The 21,979-nt window shown below is 64.1% G+C and carries 28 protein-coding genes; 12 read left to right on the top strand and 16 right to left on the bottom strand.

Annotated features, from left to right (window positions below; translation table 11 throughout):
- Positions 1 to 317: 317 nt before the first annotated feature.
- Complete coding sequence (locus ACM62G_RS20975; RefSeq protein ID WP_054060400.1) at positions 318 to 836, top strand: DUF4142 domain-containing protein; 519 nt, start codon at positions 318 to 320, stop codon at positions 834 to 836.
- Here the strand turns inward: ACM62G_RS20975 and ACM62G_RS20980 are convergent, their stop codons facing one another.
- Positions 837 to 1,097 carry a hypothetical protein gene (locus tag ACM62G_RS20980; protein WP_186681412.1) on the bottom strand — a complete coding sequence of 87 codons (261 nt, stop codon included), beginning with the start codon at positions 1,095 to 1,097 and terminating at the stop codon, positions 837 to 839. It abuts the gene before it with no gap.
- A 174-nt stretch (positions 1,098 to 1,271) separates the two neighbouring features.
- Between ACM62G_RS20980 and ACM62G_RS20985 the strand changes: the two genes are divergently transcribed.
- Positions 1,272 to 1,532 carry a DUF1652 domain-containing protein gene (locus ACM62G_RS20985; protein WP_054061476.1) on the top strand — a complete coding sequence of 87 codons (261 nt, stop codon included), beginning with the start codon at positions 1,272 to 1,274 and terminating at the stop codon, positions 1,530 to 1,532.
- 22 nt (positions 1,533 to 1,554) lie between these two features.
- On the opposite strand, the gene ACM62G_RS20990 is transcribed toward ACM62G_RS20985, so the two are convergent.
- From ACM62G_RS20990 to ACM62G_RS21000, 3 genes are all read right to left on the bottom strand, one after another.
- Positions 1,555 to 1,935 carry a hypothetical protein gene (locus tag ACM62G_RS20990; RefSeq protein ID WP_054062953.1) on the bottom strand — a complete coding sequence of 127 codons (381 nt, stop codon included), beginning with the start codon at positions 1,933 to 1,935 and terminating at the stop codon, positions 1,555 to 1,557.
- A gap of 65 nt (positions 1,936 to 2,000) precedes the next feature.
- Positions 2,001 to 2,342 (bottom strand): hypothetical protein, encoded by a 342-nt coding sequence (locus tag ACM62G_RS20995; protein ID WP_419735462.1) that lies wholly within the window; start codon positions 2,340 to 2,342, stop codon positions 2,001 to 2,003.
- Positions 2,343 to 2,430: 88 nt separating this feature from the next.
- Positions 2,431 to 2,730, bottom strand: coding sequence for a DUF6388 family protein (locus ACM62G_RS21000; protein ID WP_419735463.1), 300 nt, complete (start codon positions 2,728 to 2,730; stop codon positions 2,431 to 2,433).
- 257 nt (positions 2,731 to 2,987) lie between these two features.
- Between ACM62G_RS21000 and ACM62G_RS21005 the strand changes: the two genes are divergently transcribed.
- Positions 2,988 to 3,692 (top strand): HAD-IA family hydrolase, encoded by a 705-nt coding sequence (locus tag ACM62G_RS21005; RefSeq protein WP_419735464.1) that lies wholly within the window; start codon positions 2,988 to 2,990, stop codon positions 3,690 to 3,692.
- Between the two features lie 85 nt (positions 3,693 to 3,777).
- On the opposite strand, the gene ACM62G_RS21010 is transcribed toward ACM62G_RS21005, so the two are convergent.
- Entirely contained in the window at positions 3,778 to 4,971 is a 1,194-nt protein-coding gene (locus tag ACM62G_RS21010) for an MFS transporter (protein WP_419735465.1), read from the bottom strand.
- A 105-nt stretch (positions 4,972 to 5,076) separates the two neighbouring features.
- Between ACM62G_RS21010 and ACM62G_RS21015 the strand changes: the two genes are divergently transcribed.
- A complete protein-coding gene (locus ACM62G_RS21015) occupies positions 5,077 to 5,988 on the top strand; it encodes a LysR family transcriptional regulator (protein ID WP_054062951.1) in 912 nt (303 codons plus the stop codon).
- Here ACM62G_RS21015 and ACM62G_RS21020 read toward each other — a convergent pair.
- Complete coding sequence (locus ACM62G_RS21020) at positions 5,978 to 6,724, bottom strand: 3-oxoacyl-ACP reductase family protein (RefSeq protein WP_419735466.1); 747 nt, start codon at positions 6,722 to 6,724, stop codon at positions 5,978 to 5,980. The genes ACM62G_RS21015 and ACM62G_RS21020 overlap by 11 nt on opposite strands.
- 139 nt (positions 6,725 to 6,863) lie before the next feature.
- Between ACM62G_RS21020 and ACM62G_RS21025 the strand changes: the two genes are divergently transcribed.
- A complete protein-coding gene (locus tag ACM62G_RS21025) occupies positions 6,864 to 7,796 on the top strand; it encodes a LysR family transcriptional regulator (protein ID WP_054063124.1) in 933 nt (310 codons plus the stop codon).
- 30 nt (positions 7,797 to 7,826) lie between these two features.
- On the opposite strand, the gene ACM62G_RS21030 is transcribed toward ACM62G_RS21025, so the two are convergent.
- Complete coding sequence (locus ACM62G_RS21030) at positions 7,827 to 8,555, bottom strand: aspartate/glutamate racemase family protein (RefSeq protein WP_273826231.1); 729 nt, start codon at positions 8,553 to 8,555, stop codon at positions 7,827 to 7,829.
- Between the two features lie 53 nt (positions 8,556 to 8,608).
- Positions 8,609 to 10,123, bottom strand: a complete 1,515-nt coding sequence (locus ACM62G_RS21035) for an NCS1 family nucleobase:cation symporter-1 (RefSeq protein ID WP_273826230.1) — start codon at positions 10,121 to 10,123, stop codon at positions 8,609 to 8,611.
- Positions 10,124 to 10,593: 470 nt separating this feature from the next.
- On the opposite strand from ACM62G_RS21035, the gene ACM62G_RS21040 reads away from it, so the two are divergent.
- A complete protein-coding gene (locus ACM62G_RS21040) occupies positions 10,594 to 11,622 on the top strand; it encodes an Ldh family oxidoreductase (RefSeq protein WP_419735467.1) in 1,029 nt (342 codons plus the stop codon).
- Positions 11,623 to 11,640: 18 nt separating this feature from the next.
- Here the strand turns inward: ACM62G_RS21040 and ACM62G_RS21045 are convergent, their stop codons facing one another.
- Complete coding sequence (locus ACM62G_RS21045) at positions 11,641 to 11,961, bottom strand: DUF883 family protein (RefSeq protein WP_054059755.1); 321 nt, start codon at positions 11,959 to 11,961, stop codon at positions 11,641 to 11,643.
- Between the two features lie 166 nt (positions 11,962 to 12,127).
- Here ACM62G_RS21045 and ACM62G_RS21050 point away from each other — a divergent pair, with 166 nt between their 5' ends.
- Complete coding sequence (locus tag ACM62G_RS21050; RefSeq protein ID WP_010447072.1) at positions 12,128 to 12,382, top strand: hypothetical protein; 255 nt, start codon at positions 12,128 to 12,130, stop codon at positions 12,380 to 12,382.
- A 9-nt stretch (positions 12,383 to 12,391) separates the two neighbouring features.
- Here the strand turns inward: ACM62G_RS21050 and ACM62G_RS21055 are convergent, their stop codons facing one another.
- Positions 12,392 to 12,874 (bottom strand): GreA/GreB family elongation factor, encoded by a 483-nt coding sequence (locus ACM62G_RS21055; RefSeq protein WP_419735468.1) that lies wholly within the window; start codon positions 12,872 to 12,874, stop codon positions 12,392 to 12,394.
- 14 nt (positions 12,875 to 12,888) lie between these two features.
- Complete coding sequence (locus ACM62G_RS21060; RefSeq protein ID WP_054059754.1) at positions 12,889 to 13,305, bottom strand: hypothetical protein; 417 nt, start codon at positions 13,303 to 13,305, stop codon at positions 12,889 to 12,891.
- Positions 13,306 to 13,430: 125 nt separating this feature from the next.
- Here ACM62G_RS21060 and earP point away from each other — a divergent pair, with 125 nt between their 5' ends.
- Together earP and efp are read left to right on the top strand one after the other, a co-directional pair.
- On the top strand, positions 13,431 to 14,564 hold the full coding sequence (gene earP / locus ACM62G_RS21065; RefSeq protein ID WP_419735469.1) for an elongation factor P maturation arginine rhamnosyltransferase EarP: 1,134 nt from the start codon (positions 13,431 to 13,433) through the stop codon (positions 14,562 to 14,564).
- A 48-nt stretch (positions 14,565 to 14,612) separates the two neighbouring features.
- Positions 14,613 to 15,182 carry an elongation factor P gene (efp, locus tag ACM62G_RS21070; protein WP_017905681.1) on the top strand — a complete coding sequence of 190 codons (570 nt, stop codon included), beginning with the start codon at positions 14,613 to 14,615 and terminating at the stop codon, positions 15,180 to 15,182.
- Positions 15,183 to 15,395: 213 nt separating this feature from the next.
- Here efp and ACM62G_RS21075 read toward each other — a convergent pair whose 3' ends face one another.
- From ACM62G_RS21075 to ACM62G_RS21090, 4 genes are all read right to left on the bottom strand, one after another.
- Positions 15,396 to 16,415 carry an alpha/beta hydrolase gene (locus ACM62G_RS21075; protein WP_273826226.1) on the bottom strand — a complete coding sequence of 340 codons (1,020 nt, stop codon included), beginning with the start codon at positions 16,413 to 16,415 and terminating at the stop codon, positions 15,396 to 15,398.
- A 26-nt stretch (positions 16,416 to 16,441) separates the two neighbouring features.
- Positions 16,442 to 16,861 carry an organic hydroperoxide resistance protein gene (locus tag ACM62G_RS21080; protein WP_054059751.1) on the bottom strand — a complete coding sequence of 140 codons (420 nt, stop codon included), beginning with the start codon at positions 16,859 to 16,861 and terminating at the stop codon, positions 16,442 to 16,444.
- Positions 16,862 to 17,124: 263 nt separating this feature from the next.
- Entirely contained in the window at positions 17,125 to 17,577 is a 453-nt protein-coding gene (locus ACM62G_RS21085) for a MarR family winged helix-turn-helix transcriptional regulator (protein ID WP_054059750.1), read from the bottom strand.
- Positions 17,578 to 17,649: 72 nt separating this feature from the next.
- On the bottom strand, positions 17,650 to 18,606 hold the full coding sequence (locus ACM62G_RS21090; protein WP_273826225.1) for a LysR family transcriptional regulator: 957 nt from the start codon (positions 18,604 to 18,606) through the stop codon (positions 17,650 to 17,652).
- Between the two features lie 103 nt (positions 18,607 to 18,709).
- On the opposite strand from ACM62G_RS21090, the gene ACM62G_RS21095 reads away from it, so the two are divergent.
- A complete protein-coding gene (locus ACM62G_RS21095; protein ID WP_054060773.1) occupies positions 18,710 to 19,459 on the top strand; it encodes a sulfite exporter TauE/SafE family protein in 750 nt (249 codons plus the stop codon).
- Here the strand turns inward: ACM62G_RS21095 and ACM62G_RS21100 are convergent.
- Positions 19,449 to 20,303: a LysR family transcriptional regulator gene (locus ACM62G_RS21100; protein ID WP_192842793.1), complete on the bottom strand. Its 855-nt coding sequence runs from the start codon at positions 20,301 to 20,303 to the stop codon at positions 19,449 to 19,451. The genes ACM62G_RS21095 and ACM62G_RS21100 overlap by 11 nt on opposite strands.
- 98 nt (positions 20,304 to 20,401) lie before the next feature.
- Between ACM62G_RS21100 and ACM62G_RS21105 the strand changes: the two genes are divergently transcribed.
- Together ACM62G_RS21105 and ACM62G_RS21110 are read left to right on the top strand one after the other, a co-directional pair.
- Positions 20,402 to 20,629, top strand: coding sequence for a DUF1127 domain-containing protein (locus ACM62G_RS21105; protein WP_419735470.1), 228 nt, complete (start codon positions 20,402 to 20,404; stop codon positions 20,627 to 20,629).
- A gap of 70 nt (positions 20,630 to 20,699) precedes the next feature.
- Complete coding sequence (locus ACM62G_RS21110; RefSeq protein ID WP_419735471.1) at positions 20,700 to 21,911, top strand: winged helix-turn-helix domain-containing protein; 1,212 nt, start codon at positions 20,700 to 20,702, stop codon at positions 21,909 to 21,911.
- Positions 21,912 to 21,979: the final 68 nt, after the last annotated feature.

Genomic DNA, 21,979 nt, shown 5'->3' on the forward strand with positions numbered 1-21,979 from the left:
ATGAAAAATTGTGCAATTGTGTCGACCCAAGGGGCTGGAAATGACGCCCCGCCGCCTTTGCCAGTGCCTGGACGCCTTGGCCTGGAAGGGCATGCCATGACCTGCGGCAAGCCACGCGGAAGATGAAAATTCTTTCACTGTGACGGTTTCGCGCGGCGGATATAGTGTGATCGCTCGTTCAAAAGCTTCCCTTGCCCGCCCTCCCGCGGGCTTTTTTTGGCCCGCCGTTCGTCGCTGTCGTGCAGTTTTTTCTAAACCTTTGACGCCTGGGGAATTCACAACCCGGTAGAGCACGGTTTTTCAACAGGAGGACAGCCATGAGCCGAAAGGCCCCACGACTACGCCCGATGTTTTTCAGCCTGATCCTCGGCGCCAGCCTGGCCACCCAGGTACAGGCGCAGACCCCGGCCGAGTTTATCGACAGCGCTTCGGCGGCCGGTATCGCCGAGATCGAAACCAGCCGCCTGGCGATCCAGAAGACGTCCGCCACGGATATCAACAGCTACGCCGTGGAAATGATCAAGGATCATACCGACGCCAATCGCGACCTCAAGGCCATCGCCAGCAAGCACGACCTGCCGATGGCCTCCGATGCGCAAATCATGGACCGGGCCAGGAAACTGATGTTGCAGGTGCAGGAAGGCGAGTCATTCGACGTCGCGTACGTGGCCAACCAGATCAAGGCCCATGAACAAGCCATCAAGCTGTACGAGGACGAGGCCAGCCAGTCGCAGTCGCCCGAACTGAAGGCGTTCGCCGAGCAGACCTTGCCCAAGCTGCGCATGCACCTGGACATGGCCAGGAAACTGGAAATGAGTCATCACAAGGGCGACTGATCACAGCCGCTGCAGTCGACTGGTCTTGCTGCCCTGGCGCGACAGGACCATTTCCTCGAGGATTTCCCTGGCCAACCGGGCCAGGGATTCGCGCCCGCGGTAATCGGCCCGGACGATGCCGGTCACGGCGAAGTGATCGGCATTGGGGCCACTGAGGATCGCCGACAGGGTTCCATCGGAATGCAGCGTGCATTCGACTTCGTAGCTGGGCAAACGGGAGGCCAGTTCGGTCTCGATTTCCGACTTGCTCAGTGTGTCCATTCCAAAGGCTCCATGTCCGGTGGGCAGTCCACTCAAAAGGATAGAATCCCCTCTCGCGTCGTGTTACAAGAATGTAAGTTCATGTTACGCCAAATCTGACGGCTCGGGCCTGCTAGGCTCACAGACGGGCAATGAATGCCCATGTGTCTTGTCACTTCAAAAGGATGTATAGACGTGATTTCCATTCTTGAACTGCGCAACATCATCGAGCTCGGCTTCCTGCCCCTGCGCTGCCAGTGCACAGTGGCGCCTGACTCATCGCTGACGGTAAAGGTCTTCGACGAACCGACCGGTAGGGTGGACCTGCTGGTGACGGGGATTTCCAGCAACACCCTGACCAGCGCCAGGGCCATCGCCAACCTGGTGGCCGAGTTGCGCGCGGAGTTGCAGAGCAACCAGGCGTCTTCGGCGCGTACTTCGCGGGTGGCCGGCTAGCAGCCACCCTTTCCTCTGTGGATCAGGCCGCCTTGTGCAAGGCCTCGATCAGTTCCTGCTTACTCATCCTGTAGCGTCCGACGATGTGTCGGGCGCGGGCTTCCTGCAACAGGCTGGCCTTGCTCTGGGTCTGCAGTGAAGCCTGGCTGTCGCGGGGATGGCCCTGACGACTGGCCGCCGCGCGTTTCGCCGAATCCGAGCGGGCCCTGGCCTTGGCCGTATCGGATTTGTTGCGACCCGAGCCGCCGGCCCGCTCGCCACCGCCCGACTGCTTGTTGACGGTGGCCCAGGCGCGCGCCTCGGCCTGTGCTTGCGGCAGGCCTCTTTCTTCATAGCTGGATTCGATACGAGCCGCCTGGCGCTTTTGCGCGGCGGTGTATTTGGCTTTGCTGGCTCGTGGCATTTTCTGACTCCTTGACGTGAGTGGACGCAAGGGCACCGACGGAGCGCGACGGCGCCGTCGAGGATCTACGGGGTACCTGAACCGCCGGTTCCGCTCGAACCCGTTCCCTTGTTGCCGGAGCCCGGGACGTGGCCGTCGCCGATGGGGCCATTGCCATCGGTGTTCATGCCGCCCTGGCGGCCGGTGTCGTTGCCCTGGTTGCGCGGGTCGATGCCGTTGCCTGGGGGCAGGGCGCCGTTCTTGATCACGCTGCCATTGTCGGGGTTGATACCGCCGGGCAGTTGGGGCGGCTTGGGTTCCTGTACCGGGTTGGTCGGCCCGGTCGTGGATGGCGCGGCGAAACTCGCCAGGGATACCGATGACAACAGACCGGTCAACAGCAGCGTCGCAAGTCTTGATGAAATCATGGTCAGTCTCCTCGTTCGAGAGTCCTTACCTGATCTTGGGCCTTGCGTGGCGGCTGTTGGTGCCGGTGAATCGACGAATGGCGGGGGTTCAGTCTTCGCAAATATCGTTGAACGAGCAGTATTCGTCCCAGTCCATGCCCAGTGCCTCGGCCACTTCACGGTGCACTTCCAGGCGCATGGCCTGCAGTTCCTGCGGGTTCTCGGCGATCAGTTGCAGCCTCAGTTCCCAGGGTTCGATGCCCTGGTTTTGCGCTTCGTCCTCGAAGGCCCACTGAAATTGCTGCTGCTGTTCGGTCGGGCTCAGGCCCTGGGTCTCTTCGCGCAGATGCGGGTTGGCGTCGAGGAACTTGGCGAGGGCGACCTCGCTGCGGGATTCTTTGGGGATCATGCTGGCGTCTCTGTGCGATACGATGGCCACGGGCCTGGAAAACTGCGGACATGATAGTGCGCCACAGGGAAAATGACTGCTCAAATTTGCGCTTCCGCGTGCTCGTTGCATGGGGTGGGCAATAACGCTTTTTTCGCGGATGGACATCACCGCGTCATTCAACGATGGAAACAATCACCCGGCTCTGCGACGCTTGCACTTCCCTGGCCGCACCTGAGCCGCCCTGAATTCAACTTCCTGTATACGGATCGGATGCGATGACTGCTGCTGATTTTGCTTCCCCGGGCCCGATAAAGGCCGTGATTTTCGACATGGACGGTTTGCTGCTCGACACCGAGGGTATCTATTCGGAGGTTACGCAGATCATCGTCGGTCGTTATGGCCGTCGCTTCGACTGGAGTCACAAGCAGAACATCATCGGTCGCGGCGCGGGCGACCTGGCGCGTTATGTGGTGGAGGCCATGGACCTGCCGATCAGCCCCGAGGAGTTTCTTGCGGTGCGTGAGCCGCTGATGCGCGAACGCTTCCCCCTGGCCGGGTCGATGGCCGGTGCCGAGGCGCTGGTGCGCCATCTGTCGGCGCACAACATTCCGATTGCGGTGGGGACCAGTTCCTCGCGGGGCTCGTTCGAGCTCAAGACCACCCGGCATCGCGAGTGGTTCGCCCTGTTCGACACCATTGTCACGGCCGATGACCCGCTGGTGGGCCAGGCCAAGCCGGCGCCGGATATCTTCCTGCTGGCCGCCAGCCGCCTCGGCGTGGCGGCCGAGGACTGCCTGGTGTTCGAGGATTCGCCATTCGGGGTGACGGCGGCGAAGGCGGCCGGGATGTACGCGGTGGCGGTACCTGACCCGGCGATGGCGGTGGAGAAGTATCACCATGCCGACCGGGTGGTGACTTCGCTCAAGCACTTTGCCCTGGAGCCGATGGGGTTGCCGGCGATCGACTGGGCCAGTGCCTGACTGGGGCGTTTTCCGCCGCGAAGAAGGCGACGCGTCTTTATCGGCAAGACCTCGTTATCGTTCTTCACCGCGGCCCGCGTCCGGATCAGGCCGACACCGTCGCCCCGATCCGCCGCTGCACCCAGGCCCAGATCCCCAGCGCCAGCGCCGAGATCAGCCCGCCGGCGACGACGATCCCGTTCCAGCCATAGGGCCCCCACAGCTGCGCCCCCAGCAGCGAGCCCAGTGCGCCGCCGACGAAGTAGCAGGTGATGTAGCCGGCATTCAGGCGGTTGCGCGCCGCCGGGCGCACCTTGAAGACCGCGTTCTGATTGCTCACGTGCACCAGTTGCACGGCGAAGTCGAGTACCAGCACCCCGGCCAGCAGCGCCACCAGCGAGTGCCCGGCGAACCCCAGCGGCAGCCAGGACAGCAACAGCGCCAGCAGGCCGATAGTGGTGGCGAACTCGCCCTTGCCGCGGTCGGCCATGCGCCCGCCGAGGTTGGCGGCCATGGCGCCGACGGCACCGGCCAGGCCGAACAGGCCGATCACGCCATCCGAATAGCCGTAGGGAGGATTCGCCAGCAGGAACGCCAACGGCGTCCAGAACAGCGCGAACAGGCAGAAGCTCAGCAGGCCCAGGACCGCCCGCAGACGCAGCACCGGTTCCTCGACGAACAGCCGGAACACCGAGCCGAGCAGGGCCGGGTAGCTCAGCCCGGCATTCTGCCGGTGGTGCGGCAGGGCCCGGGACAAGGCGAGGGCGCAGACGAACATCAGCCCGGCAGCCAGCAGATAGATGGCGCGCCAGTCGCCGAACGATGACAGCGCTCCGGCCGCCGTGCGCGCCAGCAGGATACCCAGCAGCAGGCCGCTCATCAGTGTGCCGACGACTCGTCCACGTTGCTCCGGTGGCGTCAGGCTGGCGGCCATCGGCACCAGCACCTGGGCCACCACCGAGAACAGCCCGGTCAGAGCGGTGCCCAGCAGCAGCCAGGGCAGGCCCGGTGCGAAGGCGCTGATCAGCAGGCCGATGGCGCTGATCAGGGTCATGACCACGATCAGCCGGCGCTGTTCGAACAGATCGCCCAGCGGCACCAGCAGCAACAGGCCGGCACCGTAGCTCAACTGGGCGGTGATGACGATGGTCCCGGCGGTGGCCATGCTCAGGCCCAGTTGCTGGGCGATGGTGTGCAGCAGTGGCTGGGCGTAATAGTTACTGGCCACGGCCAGGCCGGTTGCGGTGGCCATCAGCAGGATCAGGGCAGTACTCAAGGGTTTGTTCGGTGTGTCGGACATTGCCTGTCTCGTTGTGTGATCTGGGTGTGCGGAGTATTCGGAATGTCTTAGCATGACGCCAATGCATTGTTTTCATTTTATCCATCTGCAAACGAGATACAGGCGATGAACCTGAAGCAGATCGAATACGCCCTGGCAGTGGCGGACGAGGGCAGCTTTACCCGGGCGGCGGAGCGTTGCCATATCGTCCAGTCGGCGCTCAGCCATCAGATCGCCCGGCTGGAGGAACACCTGGGCACGCCGCTGTTCGAGCGCAGTTCGCGCAAGGTCCGGCTGACCGCCGCTGGCGAGGCCTTCGTGCGCAGCGCCCGACCGGCGCTGGAGGCGACCCGTCGGATTGTCGCCGAGGTGGCGGCGGTGTCGGGGGAGGTGCGCGGCAGCCTGTCCATCGGCAAGATCTCGTCGCTGACCGAGGTCGATCTGGTGGAATTGCTGGCGCGGTTTCACGGGCTTTACCCACAGGTGGATATTCACCTGAACATGAGCAAGAGCGAACTGCTCATGGCGGATGTCCGCGAGCGTCGGTTGGACCTGGCCTTCGTCGGCCTGTGGCCGGGGGAGAAGATCGAGGGGCTGGCGATGCGCCTGCTGGCCGAGGAGGAACTGGTGGCGGTGGTGCCGCCCGGCCATCCACTGGCCAGCTACGAGTGCCTGCCGTTGGCGAAACTGGAGGACCAGCCGCTGGTGGACTTCCAGGCCGGCACCGCCGGGCGCCGGCAGACCGACGAGGCCTTTGCCGCGGCCGGATTGCGGCACCGGGTGCAGTTCGAGGCGGGTAACGTGATGCTGGTGGGTGAGTTCGTCCGGCGTGGATTGGCGCTGGGCCTGGTGCCGAGCCGGATTGCCGAGGGCTTCAGTGGCGTGGTGACGGTGCCGGTGTACGACGCACCGTCACGGCACCTATACGCGGTCTGGTCCCATCGGCCGACGCCGGCGGCGGCGGCGTTTCTGGTGTTGCTGGAGCAGGCGCTGGGCCGCCGGGAACACCCCGGCAGCCCCGTGCAGGTCACGCGCTGAAGCCGCCGTCGATGGTCAGGCTGGCACCGGTGATGTAGCCCGCCTGCGGCCCCGCCAGGTAGGTGACGAAGCTGGCGATCTCATCGACATTGCCATAGCGACCGCTGGCCATCAGTGCCAGCAGGCTGTCGGCGAAGTCGCCGTTGGCCGGGTTCATGTCGGTGTCCACCGGCCCTGGCTGCACGTTGTTCACGGTGATGCCACGGGGGCCGAGGTCGCGGGCCAGGCCCTTGGTCAGCCCCACCAGTGCCGATTTGCTCATCGCATAGGTGGCGCCACCGGCAAACGGCATGCGTTCGGCGTTGGTGCTGCCGATGTTGATGACCCGGCCGCCGTCGCCCATGTGCCGTGCGGCTTCCTGGGTGGCGACGAAGACGCTGCGCACGTTGATGGCCAGGGTTCGGTCGAAATCCTCCAGGCTGAATGCTTCCAGCGGTCCCATCGCCAGCACGCCGGCATTGTTGACCAGGATATCCAGGCGACCGAAGGCCTCGACGGTGCGCGTGACCGCCTGGCGCACCGCGTCGGCGTCGGCACTGTCGGCGTGGATGGCCAGGGCCTTGCCGCCGCTGGCGATGACACTGTCGCGCAGTTCCTCGGCCTTGACCGCGGAGCTCACGTAGGTGAAGGCCACGGCGGCGCCCTGGGCCGCCAGGTGCCTGACGATGGCCGCGCCGATGCCACGGGAACCGCCCTGGACCAGGGCCACTTTACCGCTCAGGTGTTGTTCGCTCATTTCGTTCTCCAAGGTTCAAGGCCGGTAGGGGAAGGTGGGGATGGCCTTGTCGTTGGAGGCAAGTATTGACCGTGGATTGATGACCCGGTAGACGGTAATTGCTACAGTCTGTGTAAACCATAAGTTTATAATGGTGATCATGGAAAGCCTCGGCAGTATCGAATGTTTTGTCCGTAGCGCCGAAGTCGGCAGCTTTGCCGAGGCGGCGCGGCGCCTGGGTCTGACGCCGGCCGCGGTGGGCAAGAGTGTCGCCAAGCTCGAGGCCCGTCTCGGCGTGCGGCTGTTCCAGCGCAGCACCCGCCGGTTGACCCTGACCGAAGCCGGGCAGTTGTTTCTCGCCGAGGTCGGCACCAGCCTGCACAGCATCCAGAACGCCGTGGCCAACCTGGCCAGCGCCAAGGGCCGTCCGGCGGGAACCCTCAAGGTCAGCATGGGCACGGTGTTCGGGCGTTTGTACATCGTGCCGCTGCTCGGCGAGTTCCTGCAGCGCTTCCCGGAGATCCGCCCGGACTGGCATTTCGATAACCGCCAGGTCGACCTGATCGGCCAGGGTTTCGATGCGGCGATTGGCGGTGGGTTCGAACTGCCCCTGGGGGTGGTGGCACGCAAGCTGACGGTGGCTCATCGGGTGCTGGTGGCTTCTGCGGATTACCTGGCGGGGCAGGCACCGGTGCGGGTACCGGACGATCTGCGCCGTTGCACGGGGATCCTGATCCGTTCACCGCAGACCGGTCGCGTGCGTTCCTGGCAACTGACCGGCCGCGACGGCGAGCAGCAGCCGCTGAGCCTGCCGGCGTGCATGACCATGAGCGATTCGGAGGCGGCCTGCGCGGTGGCGGCCCAGGGCCTCGGCGTGGCCCTGGTGAGCATGCCGTTCGCCGTGCCCTGGCTACGGGCCGGAACCCTGCACCGGGTATTGCCCGACTGGTACGTGGACGATGGTCATATCTCGATCTATTACGCCGAGCACCGGTTGCTGCCGGGCAAGACCCGGGCCTTCGTCGACTTCATCATCGAGTGTTTTGCCGAGCAGCGGTTGGCGCTGCAGTTCGATGCGCGCCCATCGTCCTGAAGATACTCACCCCCCTCGGTGGCCAGGCTGTCAACGACGCAGATGCCCGGGCCAGCCGATGATCTGCTTCGGCCGCGGCTTGGCGTAGGTGCGCACCTTGGAGGTCGACAGTCCCAGGCGCACCAGCGATTCGGCAAGGGTTACCGCGGCGGTCACGCCGTCCACCACCGGGACGCCGGTGCGCTGGCGGATCTGTTCATCGAGGCCGGCCATGCCGCCGCAACCCAGGCAGATCACTTCGGCCTTGTCATCCTGCACGGCCCGCTCGGCCTGCCGGACGATGGCATCCACCGCCCGTTGCGGGTCTTCCTCGAGTTCCAGCACCGCCAGGCCACTGGCCCGCACCGAGGCACAACGCTGATAGAGCCCGGCCAGCTTCAAGCGGTCCTCGATCAACGGCACGGTACGATCGAGGGTGGTGACCACCGAGTAGGCATGGCCGAGAAACATTGCCGTGCTGGCGCCGGCTTCGGTGATATCCACTACCGGCACGTCGAGCAGCTCCTGCAGGCCTTCGCGGCCGTGCTCGCCGTAGCCGGCCTGGATCACTGCGTCATAGGGCTGGTCGTAGGCCAGCACCCGGTCCATGACGGCGATGGCGGCCAGATAGCTTTCGAAATTGCCCTCCACCGAGTCGGCGCCGAAGTAGGGCGTCAGACCGACGATTTCGGTTCCCGGCGCGGCGACGGCCCGGGCCTGGCGGGCAATGGCCTCAGTGATCGAGGCGGTGGTGTTGACGTTGACGATCAGAATCCGCATGGGGCAATCCTTGTTCGGCAGGGGAGAGGCCCGCCTGAGGCGGGCCGGAATGTTCAGTGGCTGGGGTTGTCGACGGCGATCGCGGCGCCGCTGACCTCGGTGTAATGGACGTCGCGCCTGGCGATGAGCAGGTAGAGCAGCCCGGCGATACCGGCACCGAACATCCAGGAGAACGGCGAGACACTGTCGAACCCCGGCACCAGGGCCAGCACGATGGCGATCAGCGCGGCCGGAATGAATGCCGCCAGCGCCCGCAGGTTGATGCCATGGCTGTAGTGGTAGGGGCCGGCCGGGTCTTCGCTGTACAGCGCCGGTACGTCGACACGGCCTTTGCGCAGCAACCAGTAGTCGACCATGATCACCCCGTACAGCGGGCCCAGCAGGGCGCCCAGCCCGGACAGGAAGTAAACGATCACCAGCGGGCTGTTGTAGAGGTTCCACGGCAGGATCAGCACGGCGATCGCGGCGCTGATCAGTCCGGCGCGACGGAAGGTCAGCAGGCGCGGTGCCAGATTGCTGAGGACGAACGCCGGGGCGACGAAGTTGGCCATGATGTTCACCGCCACGGTGACGATCAGGAACGCCAGGCAGCCGAGCACCAGGAAAAAGGTGTTGGGGATCGAGGCAATGATGTCGGTGGGGCTCTGGATCACTTTGCCGTTGATCTGGAATTGGGCGCCGCAGAGCAGCACGGTAATGGCGGCGAACATCAGGATGTTCACCGGCAGGCCCCAGAAGTTGCCGACCAGGATGGTTCGGCGGCTTGGCGAGGAACGGGCGAAATCGCAGAAGTTGAGGATCAGCGTGCCGTAGATCGACAGCCACAGGGCCGCGCCGGCAAAGATGTTGCGCCACATCTCGGTGCCGCTCAGCGGCTCGCGGATCGACCAGGCGATGGTCGCGCCGGCCTGGCTGTACATCCACACGGCCAGGGCGGCCATGGTGAACAGGATCACCGGCCCGGCAAAACCTTCGTAGCGGCGGACCGTTTCCATGCCGTAGGCCAGGATCACCAACTGCACGAACCAGATGATCACGAAGCAGGCCCAGCCAAGCGTGGACAGGCCGAGAATCGAATTGTGGTCATAGTCGGCAAAGCCCGGGTGGATGGCGCTCAGCAGCACCCGGAAGACGACGGAGGCCAGGTAGGTCTGGATACCGAACCAGGCAATCGCGATCACCGCGCGAATCAGCGCCGGCAATTGCGCGCCATGGATGCCGAAGCTGATCCGGCTGATCACCGGGAAGGGCACGCCGGTCTTCTGGCCCATGAAGCCGGAGAGGTTCATGAAAAAATACACCAGTGCCGCGCCGATACCCAGCGACAGCAGAATCTGCCAGCCGCCCAGGCCCATCGCATAGAGGCCGATGGCGAAGGAGTAGTTGGCGATGTTGTGCACATCGTTGGTCCACAGGGCGAAGATGCTGTAGCCGCCCCAGCGCCGGCCTTCGACCCGGGTCGGCGCCAGATCCGGGTTGTGCAGGCGCGGACTGAGGGCGGTGGTGTTGGGGTCGAGCGATGAGACGGGAAGATCCAGTGCGGCGTGTGACGAGAGACTGGTAGGCATTCCGGCTGGCTCCTGGCTCCGGGCTGAGGTCCCGCGGGGTGGCGGGGCGGCGCTCGGCGAGCTTTTTGTATGTAGGTTTAGGTTAAGTTGTATACAAGTTCGCTGTCGAGCTAAGCCAGTTCTGTGCCAGTTTCCGATCTATAAAATTTCCCGCTAATTTCGTTTTCTTCTTTTTGTTTACTAACTACATGAAATTGAAGAACTATAAGTTGACCGATCGAACAGCTATTTTGCTTTGTGCAGCTATTCGGAGTGATGCGTTATCGCCGTGATCGAATGAGGGTCTGTCACTTTATGGTGCGCAGGGATTTACTGTGCACAGTGATGTGACACTTATGGTTACAGGAGTGTGTACAGTTATTTTCTCGCCATTTGACAGCCTCCCGCTGGTCGTTCGATAGTGCCGACGCCTGCCTTGGTACCGCTTTCTCTCGTTCTTCCAATAAAACCAATCGGAATCGGAGTCTCGGATGTCTGCACCACGCGATACGGCTACTCAACACATTTCCTACGCTGATCTGGTTGTGCTTTTGCAGCAGGTTTTCGAGCGCCACGGCACCTCGCCGGAGGTGGCGCGGGTGCTGGCCGGGAACTGCGCCAGCGCCGAGCGCGATGGTGCCCACAGTCACGGCGTGTTTCGCATGCCGGGTTACGTTTCGACGCTGGCCAGTGGCTGGGTCGATGGCCACGCGGTGCCGGTGGTCGAGGACGTGGCGCCGGGCTTCGTGCGTGTCGATGCCGCCAACGGTTTTGCCCAGCCGGCCCTGGCCGCGGCCCGCGAACTGTTGGTGGAGAAGGTCCGCAGCGCCGGGATCGCGGTGCTGGCCATTCGTAATTCCCACCACTTCGCAGCGCTCTGGCCGGATGTCGAGCCGTTCGCCTATGAAGGCCTGGTGGCGCTGAGCGTGGTCAATTCGATGACCTGCGTGGTGCCCCATGGCGCCGAACGGCCATTATTCGGCACCAACCCGATCGCCTTTGCCGCCCCCCGGGCCGGCGCCGACCCGATTGTGTTCGACCTGGCCACCAGCGCTATGGCCCATGGCGACGTGCAGATCGCCGCACGCAAGGGCGAGCAGTTGCCGGCCGGCGTTGGCGTGGATCGTGAGGGACGACCGACCTGCGATCCCAAGGCGATCCTGGACGGCGGGGCGCTACTGCCGTTCGGTGGGCACAAGGGCTCGGCGCTGTCGATGATGGTCGAGCTGCTGGCGGCGGCCCTGACCGGCGGGAATTTTTCCTTCGAGTTCGACTGGTCCCGGCACCCGGGCGCCAAGACGCCCTGGACCGGGCAACTGATCATCGTCATCGATCCCGCCCGCTCGGCCGGAAGGGATTTCGCCGAGCGCAGCCAGACGCTGGTCAGCCAGATGCATGGCGTGGGTCTGCAGCGTCTGCCCGGTGACCGGCGGCACCAGCAACGGGCCACCTCGCTGGCGCATGGCATAGAACTGTCGGTGGAGGCGTTGCGGCAGTTGCGCGAGCTGGCCGGGTACTAGGCCAGCTCGGCAATGAGGTCAGGAACGGCGGCCCAGCAGCAGACCGACCACCAGGCCGAACCCGGCGGAGATCGCCACGGTCTGCCAGGGGTGGCCGCCGATGTAGGTCTCGGTCGCCTCGACCACCGGACGGGTGGTTTCACGCACATGGGTGACCGAGTCCAGGGCCTGCTTGAGTTTCTGGCTGACCTGGGCGCGCAGGCTTTCACCTTCTTCGCCGACCAGTGTCGCGCTGTCCTTGAGCAGCTTTTCCGATTCCTGGATCAGCGCCTGCAACTCGCTGAAGGCCTGGTCCTTGATCTGGTCTTCGGCGGCTTGTACGGCGGATTTACGGGCCATGGCGATATTCCTTTGCAAGTGAATGAGGCTCTGAACAATGGGAGTCGAACGGAGCGGGGAAAGTTGCAAATTTTTCCTGTCACCCGTGGGGCGAGCGAAAATCCCCGGTCGGATGTTGCCAGCGACAGTGTAAGATACAGCTCTATTTGCACCGCAGGATTTTCCAATGAGCTTCAATCTGGCTAACAAGTCCCTGGCCGAGCGGGCCGCCATCGAGGATGAGAAGTCACGCCTGTTCGAACTCTGGCAGAGCAACCTGGGCAAGGCCAAGGGCGAGGCCGCGCGGCTGTTCGGCGAGCGCGCCAAGCGCAAGGGCAAGTGGGCGGAGTGGGTGCGCGCCGAGCTCGATACCCTGTCGCCGCCGGAATACACCAGCATGGTGCGCAGCGAGGTCAACCGCCTGATGGCGGCGGCCAAGTAGGGCGCGGCTTCAACTGACGCGGGTCACCCAATAGTTTTGCCGGGCCCCGGCGACGGCGATCTGCACCTCGTCACCGTCGAGCTTGCCCAGCAGCGCCTGGCCCAGGGGCGAGCGCGGGCTGATCACGGTGATCAGGAGCCCCTCCCATTCCACTTTCAAACCGGCGGCGTCCGGGGCCAGGAACAGCAATTGTTCGCTGCCGTTTTCGGCTTCGAGGGTCAGCAGGGCGCCGAGCTGGATGCCGACCTGCTCATCATAGGGGCGCAGGGGCAGTTCCCGGCAGCGCTTGAGGGCTTGACGGATCTCTTCGGTGCGCCGGGCCTGGCCGGTCGCCAGGTAGGACGCTTCCAGGCCGAGGGTGTCGTACTTGTTCTCGGCGACATTCTCTTCATGGGTGGCGGCTTCGTAGGCGGTTTGCGCCGCCCGCTGCAGGACATCGAGGTCGACCGCCAGGGTGTCGACGATGCGCTGATGAATCGCCTGCTTGTCCACGCAGCCCAACCCGTTCAATTGCAGAACTGCAGGACGTTGGCCCGGCTCTTGTCGCTGGGGGCGGTCTGGTCCTGCTGCAGCCAGAACTGGCACTTGGGGTTGGACAGGTTGCGATAGCTGTTGCGGGCCTGGTCCAGGCGCTGCTGCTCTTCGTTCTTGCGCAGGTTTTCCTTGTATTGTTCGAACATCTGCGTCGAGTCGCCCGGTGCCTGTGGCGCAGCGGGCGCGGTCGGGGCCGTGGGCTGGCCCAGTTGCCGGGCCGCATCGGCCAGGGGTGCCAGCGGCTGGGGCATGAACACCCGTGCCAGCAGCCAGGCGGTGAGGGCCAGGGCCACGAAGCCGAGCCAGATGCCCAGGGCGATGCTGCCGGTCAGTTGCAGTGGATTGAGTGTGACATACAAGCGGCGCGGCGGTTGTGGGCGATAAGGCATGGCGGCCTCCTGGCGGTTGGGTCGGTGCAGGCTGCAATTGTCCCATGAAGATTAATCGACGTGGACTCTTCTGCGCAGATGGATTTGCGCGGACAATCGACGCCTTTGCCAAACGGAGCCCTTGCATGCCGGCCAACTGGGATATTTTCTGCACCGTCGTCGACAACTACGGCGATATCGGCGTGACCTGGCGCCTGGCCCGGCAACTGGTGGCGGAGCACGGGTTGGCGGTGCGCCTGTGGGTCGACGATCTGCGTGCCTTCGAGCGGCTGTGCCCGCAGATCGATATCGACTGCCTGCGGCAGTTGCAGCAGGGGGTCGAGGTGCGCCACTGGTCGCCCGAATGGCCGGCGGTGGAGGCGGCGGATGTGGTGATCGGGGCCTTCGCCTGCCAGTTGCCCGAGGAGTACATGGAGGCGATGGCCCGGCGGTCGGTGGCTCCCGTTTGGCTGAACCTGGACTACCTGAGTGCCGAGGACTGGGTAATCGGCTGCCATGGCCTGCCGTCGCTGAAGTTCAGGCAGGTGCAGCGTTATTTCTTTTTCCCGGGATTTTTGCCGGGCACCGGCGGCCTGCTGCGCGAGGCCGGCTTGCTGGAACAGCGGCGGGCCTTTCAGGCCGATCCCGCGGCGCGGCGCGACTTCCTGCGGGGCCTCGGGGTGGAGGTGAGTGGTGGCGAGCGGCTGATTTCGCTGTTCGCCTACGAGAATCCGGCGGTGGCCGGCTGGCTCGAGGCGCTGGCGGCCGACACCCGGCCGACCCGGTTGCTGGTGCCGGAGGGCCGGGTGCTGGCGGATGTTCGGGGCTGGCTGGGCGTCTCTGGCCTGGAAGTCGGTGACAGCCAGGTACGGGGTGCGCTGACGGTACAGGTCGTGCCGTTCGTCCCCCAGCAGGACTACGATCGACTGCTGTGGAGCTGCGATTTCAACGCCATTCGCGGCGAAGACTCGTTCGTCCGGGCGCAGTGGGCCGGCCGGCCGTTGCTCTGGCATATCTATCGGCAGGAAGAGGACGTGCACCTGGAGAAGCTGGAGGCCTTTCTCGCTCTTTATACCCGTGGTTTGTCGGACTCGGCGCGCGATGCGTTCAATGGCTGGTGGCGGGCCTGGAACACCGCGGGCGACATGGCGACGGCCTGGTCGGGGCTGTTGCAATACGAGCGCGAACTGGCCGAACACGCCGAGCGCTGGTGTCAGGAACAGGCTTCTCGGACCGATCTGTCGACAGCGCTGGTACAGTTTCGCCAAAGTTCGATATGATATGCGGCCTAGATTTTTGTACATCCCATCCAAATTCGGATATTCGCAATGAAAACTGGTAAAGAACTGAAACCCGGTACCGTGCTGCGTATCGACAACGACCCTTGGCTGGTTCAGAAGACTGAATTCACCAAGTCGGGTCGCAACAGCGCGATCATGAAGACCAAGCTGAAGAACCTGCTGACCGGTTACAAGACCGAAACCGTTTACTTTGCAGACGACAAGCTGGACGACGTCATCCTCGATCGCAAGGAAGTGACCCTGTCCTTCATCAGCGGTGACTCCTACACCTTCATGGACACCACCGACTACACCATGTACGAGCTGAACGCCGAAGACATCGACGCCGTTCTGCCGTACATCGAGGAAGGCATGCAGGACGTCTGCGCGCTGACCATGTACGAAGAGAAAGTCGTATCGGTTGAACTGCCGACCACCATCAGCCGTCAGGTTGTCTACACCGAGAACGCTGCTCGTGGCGACACCTCGGGCAAGGTCATGAAGCCTGCCAAGCTGGCCAACGGCACCGAGATCCAGGTGGCCGACTTCATCGAGATCGACGAGTGGATCGATATCGACACCCGTGACAACTCCTTCAAGGGTCGCAGCAAGAAGTAATTGCTCGATGTCACATGAAAAACCCGGAGCTTTCCGGGTTTTTTTATGCCTGTTCGCCGGGGCTTGCTTTGGGGGCAAAAAGCTTTGCAGGCAAGCCTTGCTCCTGCAGGATCCGTGGTGTCATTGAAGTTCGACTTCGACGCAGATCCTGTAGGAGCAAGGCTTGCCTGCGAACGGGCCCTCGACGTCGCCGAAGGCCCACGGTGACAGCGCTTACTTCAGGTGTTGCTTGAGTTCCCCGGAGGCCTGCAGCAGGGCCGAGCGGACTTCCGGTACCTGGCTGACCACGTTGAGCAGGCCGAAGTCGTGGATCATGCCGTTGTAGCGTACGCTGGTCACCGGCACGCCGGCTTCATCCAGCTTGCGCCCATAGGCCTCGCCCTCGTCGCGCAGCACGTCGGCCCCGGCGGTCTGGATCAGCGCCGGCGGCAGGCCCTTGAGTTGTGCCGTGGTGGCCCGCAGCGGCGAAGCGTAGATCTCGTTGCGCTGCGCGGCATCGGTGGTGTAGTTGTCCCAGAACCACTTCATCATGTTCTTGCTGAGGAAGTGACCCTCGGCATACTGGTTGTAGGACGCCGTCTCGAAACTGGCATCGGTCACCGGCCACAGCAGCAGCTGGAACCTGATCGCCGGTGTGCCCTTGTCCTTGGCCATCAGGCTGACCACGGCCGCCATGTTGCCGCCGACGCTGTTGCCGGCCACCGCCAGGCGCTTGCCGTCGACACCGATTTCCTTGCCATGCTCGGCGACCCATTTCGTCGCGGCATAGGCCTGGTTGATCGCCGTGGGGTAGTGGGCCTCGGGGGACGGCGTGTAGTTGACGAATACCGCGGCCGCTCCGGAACCCACCACCAGGTCGCGCACCAACCGTTCATGGGTGGGGAAGTCCCCCAGCACCCAGCCGCCACCGTGGAAGTACATGAACACGGGCAAGGTGCCCTTGACTCCGGCCGGCCGGACAATGGTCAGTTGCAGCGGCTGGCCGTCGACCTGGATGGTCTTCTGGCTGATGTCGGTGCGCGGCAGGGTCAGTTTCACCCCCGACTGCGCGCCGGACAGCACGGCGCGGGCCTCGGTTGGCGTCATCTGTTCCATCGGCTTGCCGGTACCGGCATTCAGTGCATCGAGAAACGCCTGGGTGTTGTGCTCGATACCGGCGTTTTCGGCGGCGAACGCCCCCTGGACGGACAGGGCGAGCAGAGTACCGGTCAGGACCTTGCTGAAAGTGTTCATGTACGACTCCTTGGTGGGCGGTTCGGTCAGACGGTGACGTGCAGGCGGACGTCGACGTTGCCACGGGTGGCGTTGGAGTACGGGCAGACCTGGTGGGCTGCATCGACCAGGCTTTGTGCGTCAGCCTGTTCCAGACCTGGCAGGCTGATGTGCAGGTCGATGTCCAGGCCGAAACCGCCAGGGATCTGGCCGATGCCGACATGGGCGGTGATCGAGGCGTCAGCCGGGATCTGCCGCTTGCTCTGGCTGGCGACGAACTTCAGGGCGCCGATGAAGCAGGCCGAGTAGCCGGCGGCGAACAGTTGCTCGGGGTTGGTGGCTGCACCACCGGCACCGCCGAGTTCCTTCGGCGTGGCGAGTTTCACGTCGAGGATGTTGTCGCTGGAAATCGCACGGCCATCACGGCCACCGGTGGCGGTTGCAACTGCGGTATAGAGAGCTTTCATGGTAGACCTCGTCATTTCAGATGATTGATTTGCGCTAAATGTTTGCGTGCTAACTAATTACGGTTTAAATGTACTGCGCAAATATTTAGTGTGCAAGATAAATTTTCAAAAAAATTGCTCGCAGGCTTTGGGGCCGTCCGGGAGCAGCGGCGCTACGAGTGAAATTGTCGCGGCAGCCGAACGCGTCGGCTTGTATGCCAGTGCTGTGTTTGGGGGGGAGGCAGCGGTGACGGGCGGGCTCGCCACCGTGGGGGGAAGTGGGCCTAGAGGCTGTCCTGCAGATGGCCGCGCAGGGCGAGCAGTTCGGCCTGCAGGGCGCGCAGGCGCTCCATGGAGCCGCCGCCGGCGGCCAGGATGCATTGCGGAATGCCCCGGGCCTTGTCGCGCAGGGCGCGGCCGGCGTCGGTCAGTTCGATGATGACCACGCGTTCATCCTCCTTGCTGCGGGTCCGGCTCAACAGCCCTTCGGCCTCGAGCCGCTTGAGCAGCGGGGTCAGCGAGCCGGGATCGGTCAGCAGCCTGTTGCTGATTTCACCTACGGTCAGGCGGTCCTGTTCCCAGAGTACGATCATCGCCAGGTATTGTGGATAAGTCAGGTTCAACGCCTGGAGCAAGGGTTTGTAGACCTTGGTCATCAACAATGAGGTGGAGTGCAGGGCAAAGCACACCTGATTGTCCAGGAGCAGGTCGTCACAGTTGTCGGTAGTGCTGTTCATCACTGAAGCCTTGTGTGTCACGTCTGTTGAATCTAGCGGGCGAATCTTTAATGCGCCAGGGAATTTTCCCCGTCAGTGCCGTCCCAGTCCGCTTTGCAGGGCCAGGTCCCAGGGCGGGATCGGGCTGAAGCGGCTTTTGAGGAACTCCAGCAGCAGGCGGCTGCGGGAGTTGGCCGGCTGATCCAGGCGCAACGCATAGATGCCGGAGGTTTCCGGCTCCGGCAGGCCGTTGTCGCAAAACAGTGGCAGCAGTTCTCCACGCAACAGGTACTCGCTGCTGAGCCAGGTCGGCAGGTGGGCCACGCCCAGGCCGCTCAGGGCGCCGGACAGCAGGGCCTCGGCGTTGTTGGAGGTCATGCGGATCCGCGACGGGCGGTGCAGTTGCATCTGGCCGTCCTGCTCGAAGCGCCAGGCCATCGGCGGCGCGAGGGCATCCCAGTCGAGGCCGTCGTGCCGGCCCAGGTCGTCGGGGCGCAGGGGCGTACCGCGTGTCTTGAGATAGGCCGGGCTGGCGCAGGCGATACGCACGATGCTGGCCAGGGGAGTGGCGACCAGGCGGGTGTCGGCCATCTGGCCGGCCCGTAGCACCAGGTCGACCTTGCCCAGGTTGGAGCCCTGCATGTCGACGAAACTGTCGATCAGGTGCAGTTGCACATCGAGCCCCGGGTATTCGACCAGGAAATCGGCGATGGCCGGGGCCAGGTGACGGCGGCCGAAGGCGGCGGGAGCGTCGATGCGGATCAGGCCTTCCGGGGCGTTGCTCAGCGATACCGCTTCGGCCCGGGCCAGGCGCAGTTCGGCGACGATCCGCCGGGCCCGTTCGGCAAACGCCAGCCCGGCGGGGGTGGCCCTTACCGCATGGGTGCTGCGGATGAACAGGCGCGAGCCGACCGAGGCTTCCAGGCTGTCGATCCGCCGGGCCACCGCCGAGGGCGTCAGCGGGTGGCGCCGGGACGCGGCGGAGAAGCTGCCGGCTTCCAGGACATCGAGAAACAGGCCGAGTTGATCGGTGAGGCTGGTAGGATTCATGAACTTTGCCTGTGCGTAATTGGCAAAGCCATTGTGCGTTGTTGTGCGTTTCCGTGCCAGAGCCGACTGCGTAGCATGCAGTCCATCGAGCGGGGAGGTGGTTGTGATTGAGTTGATCGAGTATCTGCTGCTGGGGGTGACGATGGGGGCCGTGGGCGGCCTTTTCGGGATCGGCGGCGGCCTGATCGCGATTCCGGTGCTGGGTATCCTGTTCGGCCTGGATCAGCAGATGGCCCAGGGCACGGCCCTGGTCATGGTGGTGCCGAACGTGGTGCTGGCCTTGTACCGCTATCATCAGCGCAACCGTATCCAGTTGAAACACGCCTTGCCCCTGGTGGTGACGAGTTTCTGCTTCGCCTGGTTCGGCGCGCTGTGGGCGGTAGGCCTGGAACCGCGCAGCATGCGTCTGTGTTTTGTCGGCTTCCTGCTGGCGTTGGCGCTGTTCTACCTGGTGCGGTCGTTCATGGCGCCCTCCGCGGTATCGGCGCAGATGCGCCATCCCTGGCCGTGGCTGGCCGTGCTGGGCGCCGGTTCCGGGGCCATGGGCGGGCTGTTCGGGGTTGGCGGCGCCGTGGTGGCGACGCCGTTCCTGACCATCGTCTTCGGCACTTCACAGGTGGTGGCCCAGGGCCTGTCGCTGGCCCTGGCGCTGCCCAGCACCGGCGTGACCCTGGTGACCTACGCCGTGCACAACGAAGTGGACTGGCGCATGGGCATCCCGATGGCCGTTGGCGGCCTGCTGAGTATCAGCTGGGGCGTGAAAATGGCCTATGCCCTGCCAGAAAGGGTGTTGCGCGCGTTGTTCTGTCTTTACCTGGTGATTGGCGCGCTGCTGCTCGGCTTCAAGGCTTGAAGCCTTCGATGATGTGCTCGGCCAGGCATTCGGTGATCGGCGAGGGCTTGTTCGGGTGGCGCACCAGCATGATGTTGAGCAGGGGCAACTGCGGCAGGCCCTCGGCCTCGCCGAGAATGCGCCAGTCCTGGGGGACCAGGCTTTCCAGCTGGGCGGTCATCGCCAGCCCGACATTCACCACCGCCATGATCGTCGACAGGCTCGGGCAGTTGTAGGCCAGCCGGTAGTCGCGGCCACGGGCATCGAGGGCATTGCAGGCCCATTGCGTGCAGAAGCAGGTCATGCCGTCCATCGCCAGCGGCAGCGGATTCTGCTCATGGATCGCCGCGTTCTGCGCCTCGGCCCAGACCAGGCGTTCCTGGCGCAGCAACTGGCCGACTTCGTCGCCGGGCTTGCGGGTGACGATGGTCAGGTCCAGGTCCTGGCGCAGCAGCAACTGCGTGGAGGATTCGCAGTTCACTTCGATCTGCACCAGCGGGTAGGACTGGGCGAAGCGCGACAGGATGCCCGGCAGGAAACGCATGACATAGTCATCGGGCACGCCGATCCGCACCAGCCCGACCATGTGCGGTTCGCGCAGGGTATTGAACACCTCGCTCTGCAGTTTCAGGATCCGCCGGGCGTAGCCGAGCAGGACCTGGCCTTCGGCGGTCAGGCGCATCTGCCGGCCGTCGCGTTCGAACAGCTGACGCTGCAGCACATCTTCCTCCAGCCGTTTCATCTGCATGCTCACGGCCGATTGCGTGCGATTGACCATCTCCCCGGCCTTGGTGAAACCGCCGTGTTCGGCAATCGCGACGAAGGTGCGCAAGACGTCGGTATCGATACTGGGATAGCTGGACAACTCATCAATCTCCGAGATGTGTTGCATAAGAAACATTCGTTGGATTGATCTTAGCCCCAGGCACAGACTTCAGTCATCCCCTACTGGAGGGCAGGATGATGAAAGGTCAGAAAGGTTATCTGCTGGTTGGCGGAGGTGCGCGTCCGGGGCTGTCGCTGTCGGGTATGTGGCAGCGGTTGGCGCGCTGGTACCAGTTGTCCCGCGAGCGCCAGATGCTGGCGTCGTTGAGCGACGATGCACTCAAGGATATCGGGCTCAGTCGTGCCGATATCGATGGGGAAACCCATCAGCACTTCTGGAACGATCCGTTGGGCAAGGGCCGCTGATGGCGAGCGGGCCGGTGCTACCCAAACAGGGGGCGACTGGAGTAGTTTGCGGGTTCACAAGGAGGCGTACATGCCCGCAGACCTGTCGTTTTCGTTGAAGCAAGCCCGTCGCCTGGCGCTGGCGGCCCAGGGATTCCAGAGCCGCCAGCGCCAGGTGACGATCCAGCCGCGGCAGGTCAATCGCCTGATCGAGCGCCTGGGTGTGGTGCAGATCGATTCGGTCAATGCACTGGTGCGTTCCCATTACCTGCCTCTGTTCTCCCGCCTGGGCAACTACCCCGCCGATCTGCTCGACCAGGCCGCCTGGAGCCGGGGGCGACGACGTACGTTGTTCGAGTACTGGGGGCATGAGGCTTCGTTGCTGCCGATGGCGTTGTATCCGTTGATGCGCTGGCGCATGGTGCGGGCTTCCCGGGGCGAGGGCATCTATAGACAGATGGCGCAGTTCGGTCGCGAACAGCAGGCCACCATTCGCCGGGTGCTGGCGCAGGTCGAGGCGCGTGGGGCGCTGGGGGCTGGCAGCCTGTCGAACCGTGAGGAAAAGGCCGGGCCCTGGTGGGACTGGAGCGCCGAGAAACACGCGCTGGAATGGCTGTTCGCCGCTGGTGAGGTCACCGTGGCCGGGCGCCGCGGTTTCGAACGGCTCTACGACCTGCCGGAGCGGGTGATCCCCAGGGCGGTGCTCGGGCAGGCACCGGTCGATGAGGCCGAGGCCCAGCGCGGGCTGCTGCGTCAGGCGGCATTGGCCCTCGGGGTGGCGACCGAAAAGGATTTGCGCGACTACTACCGGCTTGACCCAGCCGACAGTCGGGCGCGCCTGGCGGAACTGGTGGAGGCGGGCGAAGTGCAACTCTGCCAGGTACAGGGCTGGCGTCAGCCGGCGTACTGTCCGGCAGCGGTCAAGGTGCCGCGCAAGGTCGAGGCCAGCGCCTTGCTGTCGCCGTTCGACTCATTGATCTGGGAGCGCAGCCGAACCGAGCGATTGTTCGATTTCCGCTATCGGCTGGAGATCTACACGCCGCAGCACAAGCGGGTCTATGGCTATTACGTGTTGCCGTTCCTGCATGGCGAGCGGATTGCTGCGCGGGTCGATCTGCGCGCCGAACGGGCGCAGGGCCGGTTGGCCGTGCATGCGGTGCATGAAGAGGAACAGGGACTTGACGACGCGGGTATGGTGGCGCTGGCGGCCAACCTGCGGCAGTTGGCGGACTGGTTGGGCTTGGCGGATATCCAGCTCAATTGTCCGCGCGAGAGTGCACGGCGGTTGAGTGGGCTGCTCTGAAAGATGTGCAGTCAGGTAGATCGCATTCGCCGCGAATGCGATCTACCTGACTGCAAGACAACTCATTG

Origin of the sequence: Pseudomonas sp. COR18, from assembly GCF_048568395.1 — a bacterium.
Taxonomy (GTDB): Bacteria; Pseudomonadota; Gammaproteobacteria; order Pseudomonadales; family Pseudomonadaceae; genus Aquipseudomonas; species Aquipseudomonas fuscovaginae_B.

Coding starts and splice junctions, on each gene's coding strand:
- ACM62G_RS21080 (WP_054059751.1), bottom strand. CDS start 16,861: ATGAAAGCTCTCTATACCGCAGTTGCAACCGCCACCGGTGGCCGTGAT.
- ACM62G_RS20975 (WP_054060400.1), top strand. CDS start 318: ATGAGCCGAAAGGCCCCACGACTACGCCCGATGTTTTTCAGCCTGATC.
- ACM62G_RS21025 (WP_054063124.1), top strand. CDS start 6,864: ATGGAAAGCCTCGGCAGTATCGAATGTTTTGTCCGTAGCGCCGAAGTC.
- ACM62G_RS21105 (WP_419735470.1), top strand. CDS start 20,402: ATGAAAGGTCAGAAAGGTTATCTGCTGGTTGGCGGAGGTGCGCGTCCG.
- ACM62G_RS21075 (WP_273826226.1), bottom strand. CDS start 16,415: ATGAACACTTTCAGCAAGGTCCTGACCGGTACTCTGCTCGCCCTGTCC.
- ACM62G_RS21050 (WP_010447072.1), top strand. CDS start 12,128: ATGAGCTTCAATCTGGCTAACAAGTCCCTGGCCGAGCGGGCCGCCATC.
- ACM62G_RS21110 (WP_419735471.1), top strand. CDS start 20,700: ATGCCCGCAGACCTGTCGTTTTCGTTGAAGCAAGCCCGTCGCCTGGCG.
- ACM62G_RS21000 (WP_419735463.1), bottom strand. CDS start 2,730: ATGATCCCCAAAGAATCCCGCAGCGAGGTCGCCCTCGCCAAGTTCCTC.
- ACM62G_RS21045 (WP_054059755.1), bottom strand. CDS start 11,961: ATGGCCCGTAAATCCGCCGTACAAGCCGCCGAAGACCAGATCAAGGAC.
- ACM62G_RS20990 (WP_054062953.1), bottom strand. CDS start 1,935: ATGCCACGAGCCAGCAAAGCCAAATACACCGCCGCGCAAAAGCGCCAG.
- ACM62G_RS20980 (WP_186681412.1), bottom strand. CDS start 1,097: ATGGACACACTGAGCAAGTCGGAAATCGAGACCGAACTGGCCTCCCGT.
- ACM62G_RS21085 (WP_054059750.1), bottom strand. CDS start 17,577: ATGAACAGCACTACCGACAACTGTGACGACCTGCTCCTGGACAATCAG.
- ACM62G_RS21020 (WP_419735466.1), bottom strand. CDS start 6,724: ATGAGCGAACAACACCTGAGCGGTAAAGTGGCCCTGGTCCAGGGCGGT.
- ACM62G_RS21060 (WP_054059754.1), bottom strand. CDS start 13,305: ATGCCTTATCGCCCACAACCGCCGCGCCGCTTGTATGTCACACTCAAT.
- ACM62G_RS20995 (WP_419735462.1), bottom strand. CDS start 2,342: ATGATTTCATCAAGACTTGCGACGCTGCTGTTGACCGGTCTGTTGTCA.
- ACM62G_RS21015 (WP_054062951.1), top strand. CDS start 5,077: ATGAACCTGAAGCAGATCGAATACGCCCTGGCAGTGGCGGACGAGGGC.
- earP (WP_419735469.1), top strand. CDS start 13,431: ATGCCGGCCAACTGGGATATTTTCTGCACCGTCGTCGACAACTACGGC.
- ACM62G_RS21010 (WP_419735465.1), bottom strand. CDS start 4,971: ATGTCCGACACACCGAACAAACCCTTGAGTACTGCCCTGATCCTGCTG.
- ACM62G_RS21030 (WP_273826231.1), bottom strand. CDS start 8,555: ATGCGGATTCTGATCGTCAACGTCAACACCACCGCCTCGATCACTGAG.
- ACM62G_RS21090 (WP_273826225.1), bottom strand. CDS start 18,606: ATGAATCCTACCAGCCTCACCGATCAACTCGGCCTGTTTCTCGATGTC.
- ACM62G_RS21035 (WP_273826230.1), bottom strand. CDS start 10,123: ATGCCTACCAGTCTCTCGTCACACGCCGCACTGGATCTTCCCGTCTCA.
- ACM62G_RS21005 (WP_419735464.1), top strand. CDS start 2,988: ATGACTGCTGCTGATTTTGCTTCCCCGGGCCCGATAAAGGCCGTGATT.
- ACM62G_RS21040 (WP_419735467.1), top strand. CDS start 10,594: ATGTCTGCACCACGCGATACGGCTACTCAACACATTTCCTACGCTGAT.
- efp (WP_017905681.1), top strand. CDS start 14,613: ATGAAAACTGGTAAAGAACTGAAACCCGGTACCGTGCTGCGTATCGAC.